Genomic DNA, 21954 nt, shown 5'->3' on the forward strand with positions numbered 1-21954 from the left:
GATTTCAGGCTCTGCTTTCTGTTGGACTTCTAATTTTTTTGCTTTGATACATTCATTGCTCGTCGATCTTACTAAACCGCCAGAACAGGCTGATAAAATCCCCTTTTATTCTTGGAAGTGTCAAACCGGCGTACATCAGCTCGTCACCTCCGTATATCTTTCCAGTTTCGTGATGGCGGTACAGGTAACGCGAATTCAATCCTTTGCATTTCAGAATAGGCACCCTTTCACCCGGCTGGCTCAGCACTCGGAAGAAAGCAAGTACAGCTTCGCTCTGGTCATCAGAAACAAAGGCCCAGGCCACCTCGTTGCCCTCGAACGGACTTAAAATGCGATAAAATTCTCCGAATTGGATAAGGGGGCGAATTGCTTTATATAGCGCAACTTGGGACTTGATCGCTATCTTTTCCTGCGGCGACATCTTGGTAAGATCGAGTTCGTAGCCAAGGTTTCCCGACATCGCGACATGTCCTCGGGTGTCAAGAGGAGTAACCCGGTTGACTTGATGATTCGGTACACCCGAAACATGAGCGCCCATAGACACAGCCGGATAGACCATACTGTTGCCGTACTGGATTTTTAGCCGGCTGATCGCATCGGTATTGTCGCTTGTCCACGTTTGCGGCATGTAATAGAGCATGCCGGGATCATAGCGCCCTCCTCCGCTGGAACAGCTCTCGAACAGTACATCCGGAAAGACGGAAGTGAGCTCGTCCAATACCCTGTACAGACCGAGGATATACCGGTGTCCCGTTTCGCGCTGGCGCTCCGCCGGAAGCAGGGCAGAGCCGATCTCCGTCAAATGGCGGTTCATGTCCCATTTGACATAAGTAATCGGTGCGGAAGACAGAACAACGGACAGCGCTCCAACAATATAGTCGCATACATCCCGCCGCGACAGATCGAGAACAAGCTGATTCCGCCCCACTGTGCGGGGACGATCCGTCACGTGAAGACACCAGTCGGGATGGCGCCGGTAGAGTTCGCTGTCCGGTGAGACCATCTCCGGTTCGAACCACAGACCGAACTGCATGCCCATTCCGGTTATCCGCCGGGCCAGATTGTCCAGCCCCTCCGGAAGCTTGCGACGGTCAACGGTCCAGTCGCCCAGGGAACTCAAATCATTGTCCCGCTTGCCGAACCAACCGTCGTCCAGGACAAAGAGCTCCATACCAAGTTCTTTCCCTTCGCGGGCGATCGCTTCGATCTTGTCGGCGTTAAAGTCAAAGTAGGTAGCCTCCCAGTTATTAATTAGAATCGGCCGTTCGGCGTCACGAAATTTGCCGCGACTGAGCCGCGTGCGGTAGAGCCTATTAAAGACGCGGGACATCCCGCCCAAGCCTTGTGCAGAGTATACCATGACGGCCTCAGGCGTTTGAAAGCTTTCTCCGGGAGCCAACTGCCAAGAGAAGCCAAACGGATTGATGCCGATCGACACCCGAGTCGTCCGGTACTGCTGAACCTCGGCCTGGGCTATGAAGTTTCCGCTGTAAACGAGATTGAGCGCGTATACCTCGCCATTGTCTTCATCAGCGCCAGGACGAAGCAGGGCCAGAAACGGATTCTGCTGGGGACTGCTGGCACCTCGCCGGCTTTCCGCATTCTGGATGCCGGGCATAAGGGGTCTCCGCGCAATATTTCGTTCATTGGTATGCGTACCGTAGAAGGTCAACATGTCATACTCGTCATCTCTGAAATCGATACTGGCGCTGAGCGCGCGAAGAAGAACCAGATTGTCGGAGCCGGTATGGTCGAAACGAACCGACCGAGCGATGGCGTCGTATTCGTTAAAGACAGTATAAATTAAGGTAGCACGCAGACCGGTCAGTGCATCTTCAAGCACAAGCTCCAGCGTATCCGCTTCGTCCTCCCTCTCGATGTAAGTGGCAGGAAGACCTGGAAGCTTTGGCTTGCCGGCGAATATCCGATGAGTCTGGTAACGGAAATCACAGATTTCAGATCCATTAGACTGGCCGACCTGATAGGCGGGTATGCCAAAATCGCCGTTCCCGTAACCCGGATACTCCTGCGGAAGGTTGTCCAAGGAGAACCTTCGGTCGGCAGGGTCAGGATTCGGCGAAAAGCCCCGATCGATAAAATCAAAAGGTACAGAATCCTGGTAGATGGCGATTCGCCGTCCCCAGTATAAATGCCCCAGGTAGCCGTCGCGAACAATCTGAATGCAGTAGCTGGAACCGGGGGTTTGCAGGTGAAATACCATGCGTTTCTCATCGTAATGAATGCCCATAAGTGAAATCGTGCTCCTTTTAGTGTTATAATTTAGTAAGCGTATGAAATAACTGATTATAGAAAACTTGTCTTCATTATTAGCGTAAAGGTGCAGAAGAACCGAAACAAGAGTAACTTTATGAATTGAGGAGGGTGAAATATTGCTGTGAATCATGAGGAGGGAAACGGGAAAGGGAAGCAGTCCTCGATATCTTTTCACTTTATAACACCTATGCCCTTTATCTTGTTAAAAGGTGCTGGATATGAGCTGATTACTTCGCATGATTATATCTGGGATGGACGGAACCGTACCGGAGACCATTGTGTGCTTCAATATACATTGAATGGTCGCGGTGAGATTGAAACGGGGGGGAGGAGACATTCCCTCGAGCCGGGGGATGCTTTTCTGGCTGATGTTCCGGGCGACCATATCTACCGTCTCCCCTCTGATTCTCCCAGATGGGAAGTGCTTTACTTCGAACTGTCACACTTGGCGCTGCATCTCCTCCAGGAATGGCTGGACATAAACGGCTACATTTTCCGGATTGAGCCGGGGACCGATTTGGAGCATCTCCTGTGGGCCACTTATCGGGAAGCTATTGAGAACAGCTACCGCGATATGTATCAGTGCTCACGGGCTGCTTATTCACTGGCCATGTCACTGGCGAGTTATCTTGTCACTCTTGCCAGCAGCGTCCCATTGCCTCCGGTTGTGGAACGCTGTAAGACCTTCATTGACAGTAATCTGCATCGGAGCATTGGCCTTCAGGACATGGCGGAGGTCTCCGGATGTTCTAAATTTCATCTCACCCGTGAGTTTGAGCGCAAGCTTGGCCTCTCTCCCGGCCGCTATTTAACTCGTATGAGGTTGGAAAGAGCGGCTGCTCTTCTGCTAGAGCCCGCAAATCTGACATTGGTGCAGGTGGCGGAACAGTCCGGTTTCTCGAATGCGAATTATTTCGGCAAAGTGTTCCGAAAGTATACGGGAATGGCTCCAGGCGAATTCCGCATGGAGGGCGATTTGTATCAAATTCGGCGGTTGATCCGGAGCGATCAATGAAAATAGGGTCTTGAAGATAGTAACAGGCTGCCGAAAATTTCGGCAGCCTTGTTTTAAAGCGGCTTAAAAGAAAAAAGAAGGGTCACGCAAACACTACGTTAATGATTAGGGGGGGCGATTGACTCAATAGTATCGATGACAAAAAGATCCCCGTCCCGCCGGAATGGAGTTGGCACTCCATTGACCGTGACTAATGCAGGCTCTTGGCAGGCACCAAAACTCAATGTCCCGCCTTCTCTTAGTTGCAGCAAGGTAGAGTTGTCATCGGTAAATAAAATCGTAACCACCGCTGTGGACAGATACTTATTAAGAAGGCCGATCAGTGTGAACCGAGGGTTCAGGATGGGAACCATCAAGTATAAAGCACTCCGTTTTCCTTGATTGTAAAGGGGATGCTCTGACGGTATGAACACTTCATCAGTTTTCGGTTAAAATGCTCGTACAGATAGAATTCTTGATCTACATTACACAGAACTGGAATCTGGGAAGGGCAAATAGACCCGCATAGAATCCGGTCTTGCTGGTCAATGTTGAATACACCAACCGAAATGGACCCTCCGACAGGAGCTCATACCTTCTTATAACTACTTGTAATAATAATTTTGTTCTGAAAATGTGATAACAAGTTTATACCTTTCAAGAAGAATGATACCAAAAATATGGAGTTCAAAATATTATTAGGCTTGCCAACAAAAGTCATATAAGAAAAGGGGTAAACTTGTTGTCACTGGATATCGGGTGATAAGAACATGATCTCATTAATAGCCACGAAAATCGCGGCTTTTGTGTTTTTTGGGATCAAGTTCTTGTCAAAACTAAATGACAAGAACTTGATCCCATTCTCGAAATTGACAAGAACTTGACTCATTCCCAACGGATCTCTGTGAAGTGAAAGGAGAGGGGACACGAGCACCAGATTCTGATCTTTCAAATAACCTCTATTGGAAATCACAAGGTTTCCTATAGCAGTGCTCTTTCCATTGGATTCGTATCGGCCCCACCTATTTTTCCGTTTTTTGTATTTTCCTCTTCGATTGCTTTCGCTGCGGTAGATTATTTAGATTTGAACAATCGATTGAACAGCATCGATACCCCTAAACTCATTAACGAGAGCAATAAACCGTATGTTGCCGATCGCAACAACCTGCAAGAAATCGTGGACCCGCAAACAGGCTCCCTCACCTTAAAGCAAACCGATTTAACACTTCCCGGTCGCGACGGATTGAATCTAAATATAGCAAGAATATATCAATCCTCCAAAGCCCAAATGGGGGAAGCGAAATCCGCCTTTGTGACGACTACAGATCCCAATTCTCCACACTATGCGTATCGATACTATTATCAATAGTTATTCGTAGGGATACGATCAGGAGGGCAACCCCCTGCCTTAATGTTAGATTCGGCTATGGTGAAGGATCCAGCCGTAGCACAACAAGCTTGTAACAATTACTTGAGACAGGAAGAATCAAAATTTGCCTTAAGCTATTGCGAGGTTCACATCACAAACGGTGTCGGTTACCAAGTTGACGGGATTTCCAGAACGTTTAATTACAAAACCTACAGAGAGTACTTGTAATGGACGAGCCGCGTTGAAAAAACGAGTTACCTCGGATGGTCATTCGCGCTGCCCTCAGTACAAAAGGTTACCAGCGAAGAAGGAACTGAAACCTATGAAAAATTCCATTATCATGATGGGAGCAGAGCCAGCTTCCTAAATTATGATGGATATATTAACCACTCCCGCTTGGAAGGGTATGATGATCATGATGTACTCTTTACAACGGATACGAGCTATTCTAACGGCCAAACGCAGTCTAAGCATGTGTTTATTGCGGCGGATCAGTGCAAGTCGTACTTCGGACCTGATGGAGAGTTAATCGGAATCAAAGACCGGTTCGGCAATGAAATCAGATTTACTTACGTCCAACGTACTGTGAACGGGAAAATCTACCCGTATATACAGGAGATCATGGACAGCATCGGCCGCAAAGTCACCTTTTTCTAAAACGGCGCAATGATATTACGCTCAAAGTAACCCATCCCGATTCGACAAAGAATCAGTCACGGTCTTTTTTACCACTATTTCAAATCGAAAGAAGAGCTTTTCACTACATTAGTTCAGGATGTGATGAAAGTCTCTTATTCTACAATCGATAGCCTTTATCACGCACCGGGCTCGCCGAAGGATAAAATAAGGCTTTTGACAGAAGCAATTATGTTGACCGTTTACTGCCTTTATTTAAAGAGGGACAGCAAGAAGGAGAAATTGTGACTGGCGATCTTGAGGAACTGATATCCGCATATATATCGGTTCTTAGTGGTATTAAGGTATTACGCAAGAGGATACAGGCTATTTGAATCCGGTAGCTGACATCTTAATGAAGATTGTGATTGCCCGTTGATGAAAGAAACAAAGCAGGTAAAGCTCAACTAAAGGCCCTGAGAATGTGACCTCCTTGGTGCTCAGAGTTTGTTTTTGTGTGTTCATTTTGTAATCCATTTTAGTCCGTATGCCAGGGGGCTCGTTGCCGGTTACGTGATGCTTGGGATGGGGGGGTCGCCTATATGGCTCATTTGTCTGGAGAAAGTCCGGCTGATGGTTGCGCTGCTCGCCGTCGGCTGCATCGCATCGTTCGGGATTAACAGAACAACCCCCTTGCATCTCCAGAACGTCAGCTTTTCCGAACAAGCGGCAGGGCTGCGAAGAAGGCTCGTTCAGCTGAAATGGCTGCTGCCAGGCATGGTCCTGCAGATGACCGCCGCGGGACTGCTGCTGCCGATACTGCCCGGTTTTGCCGCTGACCATCTCGGTCTGAGCCAGCCGCAATATTCGCTAATGCTCATATTAGGCGGGGCAGGCGCGATGCTGTTTCTTGTCCCGATGGGAAAGCTAGCCGATCGATGGGGGCACAAGCAAATGCTGGTCACCGGTTTCGTATCGCTTACGGCCGTATTGGCTCTGTTAGTCGTATCCATGCCGCCGCCTGCATTAACGATGCTGTTTGCCTTTATGCTGGGATTCATTCCTGGAGTCCGGCAGTTTATCGGCTATTTCTTCGGGGAGCAGTAGCAATATATGTTCAGCATCATTGAGCAATATTTGAAGTTCTTTTTTATCGGAGTGGCCGTTCTCGCGAGGGTGTGGTTGCTGGTTCAAGTTCGAAGCGCGAGGGGGAATCGCAGTAAAGGGAACGTAAGGAGCGGAGGGAAATGAATCACGGCGATATGATGGTGCGGAAGAAGCTACCGGACGGCAAAACCGTTGTTGGAGAAGTCGGACTTGGCCGCCCATCTTTTCCTGCCGAATGGGGACGCAGCAGTTCAATTCAGCGCAACGATCGTCATCTCTGACCTTTTTGAAAAAGTAATCAGTCAATTTCCAGAATTGAATTTTCTGGTCAATAACGCTGGGGTTATGCGTATATCGAGCTTTCATACCAGTGAGGTTGATTTAGAGGATATCAGTAGCGAGATTGAAATTAACCTCAGCGGTATGATTGAATTAGGTGGCACGAAATTCAAATGCGGGGTAGGCAATGAAAAAAGTCAGAAAAAAAGCGCTTCAAAGATTATTGAAACGTTTCCAACTTCGTGCTATTATAGTTCCCATAAGAAAGATGGGAGGGTTAAATGCCAAGTATTAGAGATGTAGCTAAGATAGCTGGTGTTGCTGTGGGAACGGTGTCTCGCGTTATTAATAACTCGGGCTCTGTAAAACCAGATACACGAAGGAAAGTGGAGAAAGCTATACAAGAACTGAATTATTTTCCTAATGAAGTCGCTCGAAATTTTAAGATGAGGAAATCCAAGATGGTAGCCTTGCTGCTTCCAAGTATCTGGCATCCTTTTTTTTCTGAACTGGCTTATTACATTGAGGATGAGTTGGATCGGGAAGGCTTTAAGCTTATGTTATGTAATAGCGGCGGCAAGCCAGAAAAGGAACTGTATTACTTGGATATGCTACGGCAAAACAAAGTGGCTGGTATTGTCGGCATTACTTACAATGATATAGAAAATAGCGTAAGCAATGACATTCCGATTCTAAGTATTGACAGACATTTCAACAAAAAAATTACTTGTGTGACCTCAGACAATTATGAGGGAGGCCGTCTAGCTTTGAGGGAACTTGTTAAAGCAGGGGCCCAAAAACCGGCTTTTATGGGAAGTGTAACTTCCGTTTTTAGTGAAACCATGAATCGAAGAAAAGGTTTCATTGATGAGGCGAAAAAATTAGGTGTAGACTATGTTGTATACGAGAAACCAGATCCTATTGTGGACGACGAAGCCTATTTTGGCGAATTTCTATCTAAGCATCAGGATGTGGACGGCATTTTCGCTATTACCGATATGTTTGCCGCCAAATATATAGAAAGAGCAGGTAGGCAGGGTATTCGTGTTCCAAAAGATGTAAAGGTCATCGGTTACGACGGCATTCAGGATCATCGTTATTTTCATCCGATATTGTCTACAATCAGGCAGCCAGTGGAGGAGATGGCACGTCTGACAATCAGACTACTGTATCAAAAGATCGAAGGTATAACTTTAGATCAGCAAGTGTATCGTCTCCCCGTTATCTTCAGACAAGGCGAAACTACATGATTTTAATTGTAAAGATATTAGCTCGTAAAGTCGGATCACAGTCTGGATATGCAAACTTGACTTTTTCTTATAGTAAATTGGAAACGTTTCATTTGACAATCAGACTACTCTGTTAAAAGATCGAAGGAATAAGTTTGGATCAGCAAATGTATCGTCTCCCGTTATCTTAGGCAAGGTAGTTTTTGACTTTGGAAAAACTTCAGTTCATTCGGTGGATTTATGGTATGGATCACCGACTGACGTTTTTCTTATAATGAATTGGAAACGTTTCAATTGTGAAAATATCCTTTTACAAGAAGGGAAGTTTAATGGTGAATTCAAGAACTAGCGAGTTAGATCATTCCACGATCAAGCCAAATCGCAAAATATGGAACCAGATGAAACGCGACTATGAACTGTATCTTTTTTTACTGCCAATTATTATTATTTATCTCGTATTTAAGTACTATCCGATGTATGGAATACAAATTGCTTTTAAGGATTTTTCACCAAGTCGGGGGATCTGGGGAAGCGAGTGGGTAGGCTTTAAGCACTTTATTGATTTTTTCGATTCCTATAACTTCTGGATGATTATGACGAATACGCTTACACTCAGTGTTCTATCGCTTGTGTTTAGCTTCCCAGCTCCGATTATTATAGCGATTATGTTGAATCAGATGCTGGCCAAAAGATACAAGAAAATTGTACAAACTGTAATTTACGCACCACACTTTATTTCTACCGTAGTGCTCGTCGGTATGCTTAATGTTTTTCTGTCTCCAAACAGCGGAATCGTGAATCACATCATCACGTTGTTCGGAGGAGACCCCATTATGTTTATGGCCGACGAAGGTTGGTTCCGTCCTTTGTATATTTTATCAGGGGTTTGGCAAGAGACAGGTTTTGCTACCATCATTTACCTTGCTGCGCTGGCAGGGGTCAATCCAGAATTGCATGAAGCCGCGATAATGGATGGAGCAAGCAAATGGAAGCGCGTAATGCATGTGGATATTCCAAGCATTTTGCCGACGATCGTCATCTTATTGATTCTCGCACTCGGTAACATTATGGGCATCGGTTTTGAAAAGGCTTTCCTTATGCAGAACGATTTGAATTATGCCACTTCCAATATCATTCCGACCTATGTTTATGAAATTGGGATTCAAAAGGCACAATACAGTTTTTCTACGGCAATTGGTCTGTTTAATTCAGTTGTAAATATTATCCTGATAATCACCGTCAACCGGATCGCCAAAAAGTTGACTGAAACCAGCCTGTGGTAAGGGGGAGTTCATTTTGAATCAATTATTAAAGAGAAAAAGCAAGGGAGACCTATGGTTTGACATCGTCAACTACGTCATGCTGACCATAGTTATGCTGCTTGTATTATTCCCGTTGTATTTTGTGTTGATTGCTTCCCTCAGTGACCCCAATCTCATCTACTCAGGAGAAGTATGGTTTTTTCCAAAGGGTTTTACGCTGGATGGATACGGGCGGATATTCAGTGATTCATCTATATGGATTGGTTATGCCAACTCGATTTTATATGCGGGTCTAGGAACATTAATCGGAGTAGCCGTGACCGTATGTGCAGCTTACCCGTTAGCTCGTAAAGGACTGGCGGGAAAATCGGCGATTATGTGGTTTTTACTGATCTCCATGTTTTTTAGTGGAGGGCTGATCCCAACCTATTTGCTGATCAAAGATCTTCACATGCTGAATACGATCTGGGCACTTGTTATTCCTGGAGCGGGAGGGGTTTTTAATGTCATTATCGTAAGGACTTTTTTTCAGTCGACCATACCGGATGAAATGTGGGAGGCAGCTTCGATCGATGGTTGTTCCAATACCAGATTTTTTTGGAGCATCGTATTGCCTTTGTCTAAGTCCGTTATAGCTGTAATGGTACTATATCATGTTGTCGGCTTTTGGAATGGGTTCTTTGACGCTTTGATCTACTTGAACGACGAAAACAAGTATCCGTTGCAGCTGGTTCTCCGCAACATTCTCGTCCAAAATCAGGCCAACTCAGGCATGATGATAGACGTGGAATCTTACGCAGCGAAGATGCGCGTTACAGAGCTTATCAAATATGGTGTCATTATGGTATCCAACCTGCCGTTGCTGATTTTGTATCCTTTCCTGCAAAAATACTTTGTTAAAGGCGTGATGATTGGCTCGATCAAAGGCTAATATTGACATGGTGCCTGAAAGGGGGAATGTGCAACAGAATCGATAGATCCAGCATTCAGACAAATATATAACAAGGGCAAGGGAAGTCCTCAGCTTGTGGATTGAACTAACAGGAGGTTATGTACGATGAAACCGTTATTCAAAAGTGCTGGAATTCTAATGCTGGCAGGAGTGTTTGCGCTTAGCGGATGTTCGGGAAGCGGCGGTGAGTCAAAAGATCAGACAGTGAATCCGGATCAGGATGCAAATTTTAATAAAACCGGTCTTCCGATTGTTAAAGAAGCGGTGACATTAAAGATGGTATCCCCAAAAGCTGCTTTAGCGCCAGATTACTCAAAAATGGAAATATTTAAGCGGCTGGAAAAACAAACAAACGTAAAAATTGATTGGGAGAACATTCCAGACACTGACTTTGCAGAGAAGAAAAATTTGTTGTTGGCCAGCGGAGATTTGCCAGATGCCTTTTACGGAGCCGGATTCACAGATTACGATCTAATCAATTACGGTAAAGACGGAACCATCATTCCGCTGGAGGATTTAATTGATCAATATGCGCCTAATTTGAAAGCGCTTCTCGATCGTCGACCGGACATTAAATTAGCTATCACAGCGCCAGATGGACACATCTACGGGCTGCCATCATGGGAAGAGAACAACCTCGACATCAACCCCTTCTTTCACGTCATCAATAAAAATTGGCTCGATAAGCTGGGCCTGAAAGTACCTCAAACGTTGGACGAATACAGGCAGGCTTTGATTGCCTTTAAAACGAAGGATCCGAACGGCAATGGTAAGGCTGATGAAATCCCATTAAGCTTTATGCACATGCAGTGGTGTAGTGACATTGCTGGCATATTCGGAGCTTTCGGTATTCCGGATAATTTGGAACATCGGATCGTCCGCGAAGGTAAAGTGATCTTTACCGCTTCGCAACCTCAATATAAGGAAGCATTAAAATATATTCATGATAACTGGTATAAGCAGGGGCTGATTGACCCTGAATCGTTCACTCAGGATGCCGCTCAGTATTTAGCAAAAGGCAAAACACCAGATGAAACGCTCGGCTCCTACGTTTGGTGGGAAGTCGAAGAAGTTGTCGGAGCGGAGCGGAGTAAGGATTATGCTCTACTGCCCCCGCTTAAAGGCCCAAATGGAGATCAAATGATTGGCCGCAACAACGGCGGAGGACCGGGACGAGGTAGCTTCGTGATTACAAAGGAGAACCGTTATCCGGCAATGACGATGCGTTGGATCGATCAACAGTATGACCCTTACATGGCGGCTCAAATTCATTGGGGTCCGTTGGATGTCGTATTCAAGAAGGACGAAAAAGGAAAATTGGTGAACCTGCCGCTTCCCAAGGGAGTCTCCGCAGGTGAATTCCGTCAAAAAGTGGCTCCAGGCACAGGAAATCCGGGCGTCATTACTTTCGATGACTTCGGAAAAGTTGTTGATATGGAACCCCGAGCTCAGAAGCGTGCTGAGTATTTGGAGAAATATTACACTCCATATATGAAAAAGGAAAACTATCCGAGCATCTTCTTTGAACCGGATGAACTAGATAAAATCAATCGGATTGAGCCTGAACTTATTAAATATGTAAATACCCAAAGAGGCAAGTTCATCGTCGATGGCGAGGTAGACGAAAAGTGGGACAGCTATGTGAAGACACTCGAGAAGATGGGGCTGAACGAATTAATGGAGATCTATCAAAAAGGGCTGGACCGTTATAATGCAAATTTAAAAAATAAATAATCAAACGATAGGTGGGGAGAAAACTGTGCTTGATGTAATAACCATTGGGGAAGTATTGATAGATTTTACGCCATCAGGTCGTACAGCGGGAGGCAACGGGCAGTTTGAATGCAATCCTGGAGGGGCTCCGGCTAACGTAGCAGCTGCTCTATCCCGTTTAGGAGCTAGAGCGACGTTGATTAGCAAAGTTGGGGATGATCAATTCGGTTCCTTGCTGCACGATACCTTGATGAACGGCGGCATCGACGTGTCTGCGCTTACGTTTACAGATGAAGCCAATACAACGCTGGCATTTGTTCATCTGGATGACAACGGAGACCGATCGTTCAGCTTCTACCGGAAACCAGGAGCGGATACATACTTGCGCACGCAGGATGTCCCGTTCGATAGGATTGAAAACTGTCATGCACTGCACTTTGGTTCTTTGTCGATGACCCATGAGCCGGGCCGTACGGCAACAAGAGCGGCAGTTGTGAAGGCTAAAGAGGCAGGAGTCCTGCTTTCATTCGATCCGAATATCCGGTTTGCTTTATGGGAGAGTAAAGAGGAAGCGAAACATAATATCCTTTGGGGCATGAAGTATGCCGACATCCTGAAAATATCGGAAGATGAGCTCCACTTTATAACGGGTACAACTGATGTGGAAAAAGGCTCGCTAGAGCTGCAACAGCAATTCGGCATCGCTGGGATCTTCGTAACTTTAGCGGAAAAAGGCTGCTATTACCGATTAGCGGGTCATGACGGATATGTGCCGGGTTTTCAAGTAGAGGCCATTGATACGACAGGAGCCGGCGACGCTTTTCTGGGCTGCTTGTTATATAAGATACTGAATGCTGGTATTTCTTTGAATCAGCTGACCAAACAGCAAATCATCGGTATGCTAACTTTTGCTAATGCCGGTGGTGCATTAGTAACCACACGGAAAGGGGCTCTTCAATCTATGCCGACGACAGATGAAATTACCCAGATAATCGAGACAAATAAACAGCACGATGATGATAGATTTAGGCCGGGTTTTCATTTTTCACCTCATTCCCACTGGTTGAATGATCCCAACGGATTAGTCTATAACGAAGGAGTCTATCATCTGTTTTATCAGCACCATCCTTATAGTAACCAATGGGGACCAATGCACTGGGGTCATGCTGTAAGCCAAGACCTGGTTCATTGGGAGCATATGCCTATCGCTCTGTTCCCGGATGAGCACGGCGCTATTTTCTCCGGTTGCTGTGTGGTTGACTGGAATAATAGCAGCGGACTGTTCGATGGTTCCCATGGATTGATCGCGCTCTTCACTCATGCAGACACCTGTCCGGAAACCGGACAACCTCGCCAGCGGCAAAGCCTGGCTTATAGCAGCGATAAAGGCCAAACTTGGCACAAATATGAGGGGAATCCAATACTCGACGAGCAAGATCTGGTTGACTTCCGGGATCCCAAGGTGTTCTGGCATTCGCAAAGTGAGCGGTGGATTATGGCTCTCGTCGGGGGAGACCACGTTCGGTTTTATTGTTCGGAAAATCTGCGTGAATGGTCGTTGTCAGGCGAATTCGGAAAGAGTGAAGGCTCGCATGACGGAGTTTGGGAATGCCCTGATCTTTTTGAGTTGCCGGTTGATGACAGCGGACGTTCCAAATGGGTACTTATCGTAAGCATCGGGGATAATCCCAATTGTCCGGAAGGCTCACGCACACAATACTTTATCGGAGAGTTCGACGGAAAAACGTTCATCAATGACAATCCGGCCGATCATATCCTCTGGCTGGATTATGGCCGGGATAATTATGCGGGGGTCACTTGGTCGGATATAGCTGAACAAGACGGACGGCGCGTGATCATCGGATGGATGAGCAACTGGAAATATGCCAACCAAACGCCAACCGGTGCCTGGAGAGGCGCAATGACTCTGCCTCGCGTCTTGTCATTAACCAGCCGAGACGAGGGTATAGTTCTGACCCAAATGCCTGTTCGGGAAATAGAGCGTCTGCGAAAAGGAACGCTCTGCTGGAATGAGGTCAAGGTTACGCCAGCGGTGCCGTTTACGCAAAAAATTACTGATGTTCTGCTTGAGATTGAAGCGGATATCGACATTCGTTCCGGGGACGAGGTTTATATCAAAATGAAGTCCTCTGGGCAAAGTGAAACTATTATCGGATATGACCCTGTGCGCGAATGGCTATTCATTGACCGTTCGAAATCGGGCCTGACTGACTTCCACCCGTCGTTTGCGTGCAAGCACGGTGCTAGAATGGTTCCGGAGAATGGAAAGATCATGCTGCATATCTGGCTGGATCGCAACGCGGTTGAAGTGTACGCGAATGAGGGGTTGGTTGCACTGACGGATCAAATATTCCCTGATGCTCCGATGGATCGTATTGAGATAAGTGTGAAATCAGGGGAAGTTGTACTGAACTCGTTTCATATGCATGCCCTTAACTTCATTCATATTCCCAATGGCCCAACGGAGCAGACATCAAGGAGGGTTGAAGTATGAGCCTTACAACCGATAATCAGGGATTGATCATGTATTGGGCCTTCAATGAAGGAACCGGTACAAGCGCTCTGGAGAGCGTATCCCAAGTCCAGGATAATATCCAATACGTATTTAACCGAGCGGAATTTACTAAACCTTGCCCTCCATCATGGAGACAGGGGGTAATTGGAAATGGGCTCCTGTTCGATGGTTATTCGACTTACATTGCGCATTCGTTCGATGAGGGAAATCAGAACACCGAGCCAAAGTATCGATCAGCGCTAAGCATAGGAGTATGGGTAGCCCCTCGTTCCTATGAATGGGGTGATGATGGCAAATTGTCCGCCATTGTGAACCGCTACAACCTGGATCGCAAGCAGGGTTATCTGCTCGGCATGTTCCGTCACGGTTCCTGGTCCTTCCAAGTCGGGCTGGAAGGAGGGGAGTGGAAGGAACTTTGGTCGCCGGACGGCCATGAACTGCCCAAGAATGAATGGTCATACGTGAATGCTGTGTTCGATGGGAACGAAGGCGAAATCAAGCTGTATTTGAACGGCAGTGAAATTGCTTCGGCTGTCTTGCCTCGCGATTCCCGCCTGGCTGAGGCGGCGGACACGGATCTTCTAATCGGCAAGAATAACCATAGTAGCCTGCTGGCAGAAGTGTTCAGTCTGCACATGTTTAGTGGTATCATCGATGAACTCAAGATTTATAATCAGGCACTGAGCGGGGAGGAAGTGGCTGCTTCTTATCGGTATGTGCTGAATACCTACCATGAAGGAGTCCGGCCGCAATTAAACTATGATGAGATCAAGCTCGACCGGAAGCCACTGCTCTTTGATCGACACAGACCGCTATATCATGTTAGCCCGCCGGCCCATTGGATGAACGAACCCCATGCACCGATCTATTTTGACGGGCAATATCATTTGTTCTATCAGCATAACCCGCAGGGTCCGTTCTTTCATCAGATCCATTGGGGACATTGGGTAAGTCAGGATTTGGTGCATTGGCGTGATCTACCCGTGGCCCTGGCGCCCGAAAAGGATCAGCTCGCACCGGACGGAATCTGGTCGGGAAGCGCAACCTATGATGCTGACGGCCTGCCTGTCTTGTTCTTTACGGCAGGTAATGACAGCGCTTCTCCGAATCAGAGCGTGGCGCTTGCCCGAAGCACCTATACCCTTGACGGAAACCCAGATCTGGTTCACTGGGTCAAACATCCAGAGCCGTTGATCGTGCAGAAGAAGGGAATGGGCGCATTTGGGGATTTCCGAGATCCATTCGTATGGAAGGACGATGACGGCTGGTATGCTCTGGTCGGGTCCGGAATCGAAGGTGGAGCAGCACTGGCATTTGCGTCACAGGATATGCTGAATTGGGCGTATAAAGGGCCGTTTTTTAAAGCGGATATTCAGAAGTTTCCTTACCTTGGACCCATCTGGGAGCTCCCTGTTCTTCTTCCCCTTGGCAGTGACAAGCAGGGGGTGAACAAACATCTCCTGCTTGTCAGCCCTGTGGGGAAAGGGGCGGATGTCGAGGTGTTCTATTGGATCGGGCAACTTGACAAGCAAAATCTTTCGTTCATTCCTGATCAAGAAGAGCCTCAATTGATTGACGTCGGGGATTTCCATTTTACTGGACCGAGCGGAATGGTTGATCCGAAGACCGGCAGAAATATCGTCTTTACGATAGCCCAAGGCGACCGGACGTCCGAGATGGAATATAAGTCGGGCTGGGCTCATAACGGAGGCTTGCCGTTAAGCGTGTATTTGAGGGATGACGGACGGCTGGGAATAGAGCCGATTCAGGAGCTTCAATCGCTGCGTAGAGCCAAGCGGCTATCGCTTCGGGACCAGTCATTGGCTGAAACTAATGTACAGCTTAGGAATGTTCATGGTGACATGCTTGAGATCCAATTGGAATTGGAGCCCGGCAGCGCCAAACAATTCGGAATCAAGGTCCGTTGTACGCCGGACGGAGAGGAAGAAACTCTGCTGTATTATGATTGGAATCAAGCGATGCTCATGGTCGACCGCTCGAAAACAACGCTGCATCCGGGAGAAAAGTGCAGAGGGGTTCAGGGCGGTAAGCTGGAGCTACTTGGGGAGAATCTAAAGCTTCACATTTATTTGGACCGCTCCATGGTCGAAGCCTATGCAAACGGATTGAAAAGCCTGACAACCCGGGTGTACCCGAGTCGTATGGATGCTTTGGGACTCGAGATTTGGGGAGATGGAGAACCGGTTGTTAAATCCTTAGATATATGGGATATGCAGTCCATTTGGTAAGACGATTGCCTAGGCGCTCCTTACCCAAGGGGGCATGCAGCAAACGATCAAGTAAGTTTGCATTCCTCAGATTGGAAACGTTTCATTCATTGTCTTCCTTCTTAATGACTATTCATCTTTGTACAAGGAGAGCATTTCGAAATAAGGTATCGATGTTCGCAAGTATAAGAAGTTTTCAAGGAGGCTCGAGAATGAGGAAAGCCAAAAGGAGAAAATATTGGATATCGGGAATGGTTATATGGGCTTTGGTTCTTCACCTTATTGTTCCGGGAATCTCTGCCGCATCCGAATCTAGAATTGATGCTGGAGAAACGCTCTTTCCTAAGAATAATGTGAGATCATCGGTTACGGATACGGTTTATCAAATCAAGAATATTCCTAAGAATGACATGGAATTGTCAGTTACGGATTCGGTCTATCAAATCCAGAATCCTGGATTTGAAACAGGAGATTTGACGGGATGGACCGTTGTCAAAGGCAATGCGTTCGGTCCGAATAGCGTATCAAACGAAACAACTTGGTGGGCGGAAAAAATACCGTACAATCAGGAAGGCACTTATCACTTAAACGGCTGGAAGTATGACGAATCTGCGACAGGTGTACTTCGTTCCAGCACTTTCAAGTTAGGCGGTAGCGGCTGGATCAGCTTCAAGCTTGGCGGTGCGAAGAACCCAAACAAGGTATTTATAAATATTGTGGAAGTCGATACGGGACAAGTTATTGCCCGATACGGAAATAGCGCATTCACCGACGTTGGCTTCCCGGATCCCGCGCAAGGCATGCGGCTTGCCAATATGGTCCAATACAAGGCGGATCTTTCCACACATTTGGGCAAGAAACTGTATGTGGAGGTCGTCGATAATGCAACCTCAGATTGGGGAATGATTTTTGCGGACGCATTCTCTATGTACCATGGGTCCGAGCCAGCTGAAGGAATTGTTGCGACGGATATCAAGCCGGATTTCAAACGCTATCAAATCGAAAATCCAAGCTTTGAAACCGGGGATTTAACGGGATGGACGATTGTGGAGGGTGAAGCCTTCGGTCCGAATAGCGTATCAAACGAAACAACTTGGTGGGCGGAAAAAATACCGTACAACCAGGAAGGCGCTTATCACTTAAACGGCTGGAAGTATAACGAATCTGCGACAGGTGTACTTCGTTCCAGCACTTTCGAGCTGGGGGGAACAGGTTGGATTACCTTTAGACTGGGCGGGGGCAAGCATATGGATCAGGTGTATGTGAACGTCATCGATGCCGATACCGGAAGCTTGATTGCCAGATACGGCAACAGCGAGTTTAACGAATCCGGATTCCCGGATCCGGCGCAGGGCTTGAGAATGGCGAATATGGTGCAATATAAAGCCGATCTGTCCAGGTATATCAGTAAAAAACTTTATTTCGAGGTCGTTGATTCTGCAGTGTCGGACTGGGGACTGCTATTTGCGGACGCCTTTAACACCTTCCATGAGATCGTACCGGAAGAAGGGACCATGGCAGAAAACATTATCCCGACCGAAATCACGAATCGCAGTTTTGAAACAAGAAATTTCGATGGCTGGACGGTTGAGGGAGATGCTTTTGAAGTGACCGATAAAGCTCATGCGAGCAAAGAAGGGAACTTCTATGCCAAATCCTCCGTGCAAGGAAAGGGCTCCATCACCTCCAATACGTTCACGCTTCAGGGAACCGGAACAATTAACTTCACTATTTTGGATATTCTCAAACCTGAAAACGCCTATGTCGCACTTTATGATGCGAACAGCAACACGTTGCTTATGAAAAGCGGGGATGTCAGCTCGAACGAGAAAATCTCATGGAAAGTACAAGAACACTACAACAAGAAGCTCTATGTAAAGGTTGTCGATCATTCCAATGAAGCAAGCATTACCGTTGATAGTTTCCAAGCAAGTGGCAGGGGTACTATTTTCTACTTAAACCTTGATGAAGGCGCAGGAAAGAAAGCGTTGGAGAAAGTACACAATCTTAGGCACGATGTGAATTATGTATTTAACAACGCCAGGTATATCGCATCGAAGGATCCGAGATGGACTCCGCGCGGAATAAAAGGCGGCGCCTTATTGTTCGATGGATACTCGAATTATATTGAGGTCAATGCAAACGATACTGTGCCTGTAAGCGACGCGTTAACCATCGAAGCATGGGTTGTACCGCGTAGCTATGAGTGGGGAGACGGAAACAAGCTGTCTGCGATCGTAAACCAATCCGATCAGGATAAAGCGGAAGGCTTTTCTCTTGGTATGTATCGGCACGGTACATGGTCGATGCAAGTAGGCATTGGCGGTCAGTGGATTCAGGTATGGGTAAAAGATCACCCGTTGGAAAAATACAAGTGGAATTATGTGGCCGCTACTTTCAGTAAAGAAGATGGAAAAATTAAGTTATATCTAAACGGTGAGGAAGTAGCTTCCCAAGCAACCCCCGTCAACGTTCCGATCACACCATCTACCGAAAGCCTGATCATCGGGAAAAATAATAAACCAGTAGAGTTGGCAGGGTTGTTCTCCTTCAATATGTTCAGCGGACTCCTAGATGAAGTGAAGCTGCATAATAAAGCCCTTACGAACCAGGAGATACTTGCTGGATATGAGAGCGTGAAGGCACTTCATGGAGGTTCAATTCCGAAAATTCCGAATGCGGACATTGATGAGGATCCAAGTGTGTTTGACGGAGATCAGCACCGGCCCCAGTACCACGCGATGCCTCCGCAAAACTGGATGAATGAAGCACATGCACCGATTTACTATAACGGCAAATACCATTTATTTTATCAACATAACCCGCAAGGTCCATACTGGCATCAAATCCACTGGGGGCACTGGGTGAGTGACGATATGGTGAACTGGGAAAATGTAAGACCTGCTCTTGCGCCCGAAGCGGGCACCCTAGATCCGGACGGCACGTGGTCAGGCAGTGCAGCGTATGATCGAAATGGCAATCCCGTTCTGTTATATACCGCTGGCAACGACTCCTTGTCGCCGAACCAAAGAACCGGGTTGGCAACTCCGGCGGATTTGTCCGATCCCTATTTGGAAAAATGGGTGAAATATCCTAAACCGGTAACGGAGCAGAACGGTAAGGGCATCCATAACGAGTTCCGCGATCCGTTTGTATGGTACGACAAAGAGGTGGACAAGTGGTATCAGTTAGTGACATCTGGTCTTCCAGACTTCAGCAGCGGCACAGCTTTGGTGTATGTATCCGACGATATGTACAATTGGGAATATAAGGGGCCATTATACGTTAGTGACAGAAGCCGTTATCCGGAGTTGGGTACGGTATGGGAGCTACCAGTGTTATTGCCTTTAGGCACGGATAGTACGGGCAAGCAAAAATATATTTTCATGATTAATCCCCATGAAAAGCCGGAGCATGTTCCTCCAACGAACGATGTGCAAAGAGATGTTGAGGTCTTTTACTGGATCGGGACCTGGGACCGGGATAACTTTAAATTTATTCCTGATCAGGAGGCACCCTCCAAAATGGATGTAGGTGATGGCTATTTAACCGCAGAAAGCGGTCAGGTCACACCTGACGGAAGAACGGTCGTATTCTCCATGGTGCAAAATGTAAGAACTCCGCAAGCCGAATATCAATCCGGATGGGCTCATAATTTATCCTTGCCGGTTTCCCTAAGCCTCGATAAGCATGACAAATTGCATATCGAACCGATTAAAGAACTGCAGAGCCTTCGAGGGAAAAAATGGGTTGATTTTTCGGATAAAGATTTGAAGAGCGCCAATCAATTGATCCAAAATGTCAAAGGCGACATGCTGGAGATTGTGATGGAGATTGATCCGCGTGAGGCCCAGAAATTCGGTCTCAAGGTACGACGTTCGGAAAAAGGCCAAGAAGAGACGCTCATTTACTACGACAAGAAGAACGGGACGTTTAATGTGGATCGTACCAAGAGCAGCATTGATCCGGATGTGCGTGTGGACGGCATTCAAGGAGGATATGTAGATCTTGACGGAGAGAACCTGAGACTTCATGTCTTTCTCGATCGCTCGGTCGTTGAAGCTTTTGCAAATTACAAGAAAAAGCTGACAACTCGTGTCTATGTAGGCAGATTCGACTCCTTGGGCTTGCAGATCTGGGCCGATAGCGATATTACTGTCAAATCCATGCAAGTATGGGATATGAATGCCTTAACGGGTAAACCGGCTGCTCCGGTCTATGTACCCGATAACTGGGATAACTCCGTGTATACAAATATTACGGATCTACCTAACCATGACTTTGCTACGGGCGACTTAACAGGATGGATGACGGAAGGAGACGCCTTCCAGAATGTCCATGTGACCAATACCCAGTTCTTCTGGGACACCATTTATTTTAACCCGTCGCATAAAATTCCGGGCGGCTACCATTTGTGGGGCTTCAACGAGCAAGCCGGCGGCGACAGCTTGACGGGAACGCTAAGAACGCAAAATTTCGTCCTTGGTGGGAACGGTAAGATCAACTTCCTTATCAGCGGCGGCCGGGATATAAACCGTCTGTATGTTGCGCTGATTCGGGCATCGGACGGCAAAGTGTTATTTAAAGAGACAGCTACCAATTATGAAGAATATCAACGGAAGATTTGGGATGCGTCGGATTATATTGGCGAGGAGCTTTACCTTAAGGTTGTTGACCAATCAAAAGACGGTTTTGGACATATTAACGTCGATGATTTCAACGTACCGGTTCAGATAAACAAGAAGATCAACAAATAACTGGTTAAAGGAAAGCCAGATGGCCAAGGCTGTACTGTTGTACGCCACAGCTATCTGGCTTTCTTATGAAAGTGCCGTGGATGGCTTAATTGATGAGGAATCTGGCTTGATGAATTGGATACAATCAGGTGTTTTTTGAAAATTGGCATGGAAAAGATTCTAAAACGAAATTGGGAACAGAGTATCCTTAGGGTTCAATGCTGAAGTACTGAGAAAATTTGCTGGAGAAAAAGTGTACTTAAATTAGAAATAGTTAACTATTAAAAATATGAATTTCCAGTTCAAAGCGATTCTAATCAGTCCGGTTAGTATCGCTTTTTTTTGTTTATAAGAGACGTTAGTAACAAATAAAGTATTATAGTTCTGAGAAAAATGTTATAAAAGTATGGAATCTAATGTTATTAGATGTACATCGACACAAAGTTACCTACCAAAGAAACCCTTATTTTATAAGGATTTTTCTGTTTTCAGTAGGCAACTTTGTGTCATTATTTCGTGACACAAAGTTGCCTACTTGACTGGAGAAGTAAAAGTCTTATGCAATAGCATTACTGATACAGCTATGCTTATCTGTTCAGAAACAAACTTTAGAAGATGAATAACGCTTTTCCAACAAACGTTTACATGAAAAAATCCGTT

At 46.5% G+C, this 21954-nt stretch carries 14 protein-coding genes; 12 read left to right on the forward strand and 2 right to left on the reverse strand.

The genetic code is table 11. The features are described 5' to 3' along the window. Nucleotides 1–52: 52 nt before the first annotated feature. Nucleotides 53–2248, reverse strand: a complete 2196-nt coding sequence (locus NSQ68_RS12905) for an alpha-galactosidase (RefSeq protein WP_342426153.1) — start codon at nt 2246–2248, stop codon at nt 53–55. A 147-nt stretch (nt 2249–2395) separates the two neighbouring features. Between NSQ68_RS12905 and NSQ68_RS12910 the strand changes: the two genes are divergently transcribed. Continuing rightward, nucleotides 2396–3289: an AraC family transcriptional regulator gene (locus NSQ68_RS12910; RefSeq protein ID WP_342426154.1), complete on the forward strand. Its 894-nt coding sequence runs from the start codon at nt 2396–2398 to the stop codon at nt 3287–3289. A 98-nt stretch (nt 3290–3387) separates the two neighbouring features. Here the strand turns inward: NSQ68_RS12910 and NSQ68_RS12915 are convergent, their stop codons facing one another. Then, nucleotides 3388–3645: a hypothetical protein gene (locus NSQ68_RS12915; RefSeq protein ID WP_342426155.1), complete on the reverse strand. Its 258-nt coding sequence runs from the start codon at nt 3643–3645 to the stop codon at nt 3388–3390. 707 nt (nt 3646–4352) lie between these two features. On the opposite strand from NSQ68_RS12915, the gene NSQ68_RS12920 reads away from it, so the two are divergent. From NSQ68_RS12920 to NSQ68_RS12970, 11 genes are all read left to right on the forward strand, one after another. After that, a complete protein-coding gene (locus NSQ68_RS12920; protein WP_342426156.1) occupies nt 4353–4637 on the forward strand; it encodes a DUF6531 domain-containing protein in 285 nt (94 codons plus the stop codon). A 708-nt stretch (nt 4638–5345) separates the two neighbouring features. After that, complete coding sequence (locus NSQ68_RS12925) at nt 5346–5561, forward strand: TetR/AcrR family transcriptional regulator (protein ID WP_342429113.1); 216 nt, start codon at nt 5346–5348, stop codon at nt 5559–5561. 384 nt (nt 5562–5945) lie between these two features. Further along, nucleotides 5946–6359: an MFS transporter gene (locus NSQ68_RS12930; protein WP_342426157.1), complete on the forward strand. Its 414-nt coding sequence runs from the start codon at nt 5946–5948 to the stop codon at nt 6357–6359. A 210-nt stretch (nt 6360–6569) separates the two neighbouring features. After that, nucleotides 6570–6941: an SDR family NAD(P)-dependent oxidoreductase gene (locus tag NSQ68_RS12935; protein ID WP_342426158.1), complete on the forward strand. Its 372-nt coding sequence runs from the start codon at nt 6570–6572 to the stop codon at nt 6939–6941. Next, nucleotides 6920–7888, forward strand: coding sequence for a LacI family DNA-binding transcriptional regulator (locus tag NSQ68_RS12940; RefSeq protein ID WP_342426159.1), 969 nt, complete (start codon nt 6920–6922; stop codon nt 7886–7888). Before NSQ68_RS12935 ends, NSQ68_RS12940 begins: the two co-directional genes overlap by 22 nt. A 308-nt stretch (nt 7889–8196) precedes the next feature. Next, a complete protein-coding gene (locus NSQ68_RS12945) occupies nt 8197–9150 on the forward strand; it encodes an ABC transporter permease subunit (protein ID WP_342426160.1) in 954 nt (317 codons plus the stop codon). Between the two features lie 13 nt (nt 9151–9163). Beyond that, nucleotides 9164–10060, forward strand: coding sequence for a carbohydrate ABC transporter permease (locus NSQ68_RS12950; protein ID WP_342426161.1), 897 nt, complete (start codon nt 9164–9166; stop codon nt 10058–10060). Between the two features lie 126 nt (nt 10061–10186). After that, on the forward strand, nt 10187–11815 hold the full coding sequence (locus NSQ68_RS12955; protein ID WP_342426162.1) for an ABC transporter substrate-binding protein: 1629 nt from the start codon (nt 10187–10189) through the stop codon (nt 11813–11815). Nucleotides 11816–11840: 25 nt separating this feature from the next. Continuing rightward, entirely contained in the window at nt 11841–14309 is a 2469-nt protein-coding gene (locus NSQ68_RS12960; protein ID WP_342426163.1) for a PfkB family carbohydrate kinase, read from the forward strand. After that, a complete protein-coding gene (locus NSQ68_RS12965; protein WP_342426164.1) occupies nt 14306–16579 on the forward strand; it encodes a GH32 C-terminal domain-containing protein in 2274 nt (757 codons plus the stop codon). The genes NSQ68_RS12960 and NSQ68_RS12965 overlap by 4 nt, the downstream gene beginning before the upstream one ends. A gap of 191 nt (nt 16580–16770) precedes the next feature. Next, complete coding sequence (locus NSQ68_RS12970) at nt 16771–21315, forward strand: GH32 C-terminal domain-containing protein (protein ID WP_342426165.1); 4545 nt, start codon at nt 16771–16773, stop codon at nt 21313–21315. Nucleotides 21316–21954: the final 639 nt, after the last annotated feature.

This window comes from Paenibacillus sp. FSL L8-0158, assembly GCF_038592965.1.
GTDB lineage: Bacteria > Bacillota > Bacilli > Paenibacillales > Paenibacillaceae > Paenibacillus > Paenibacillus polymyxa_D.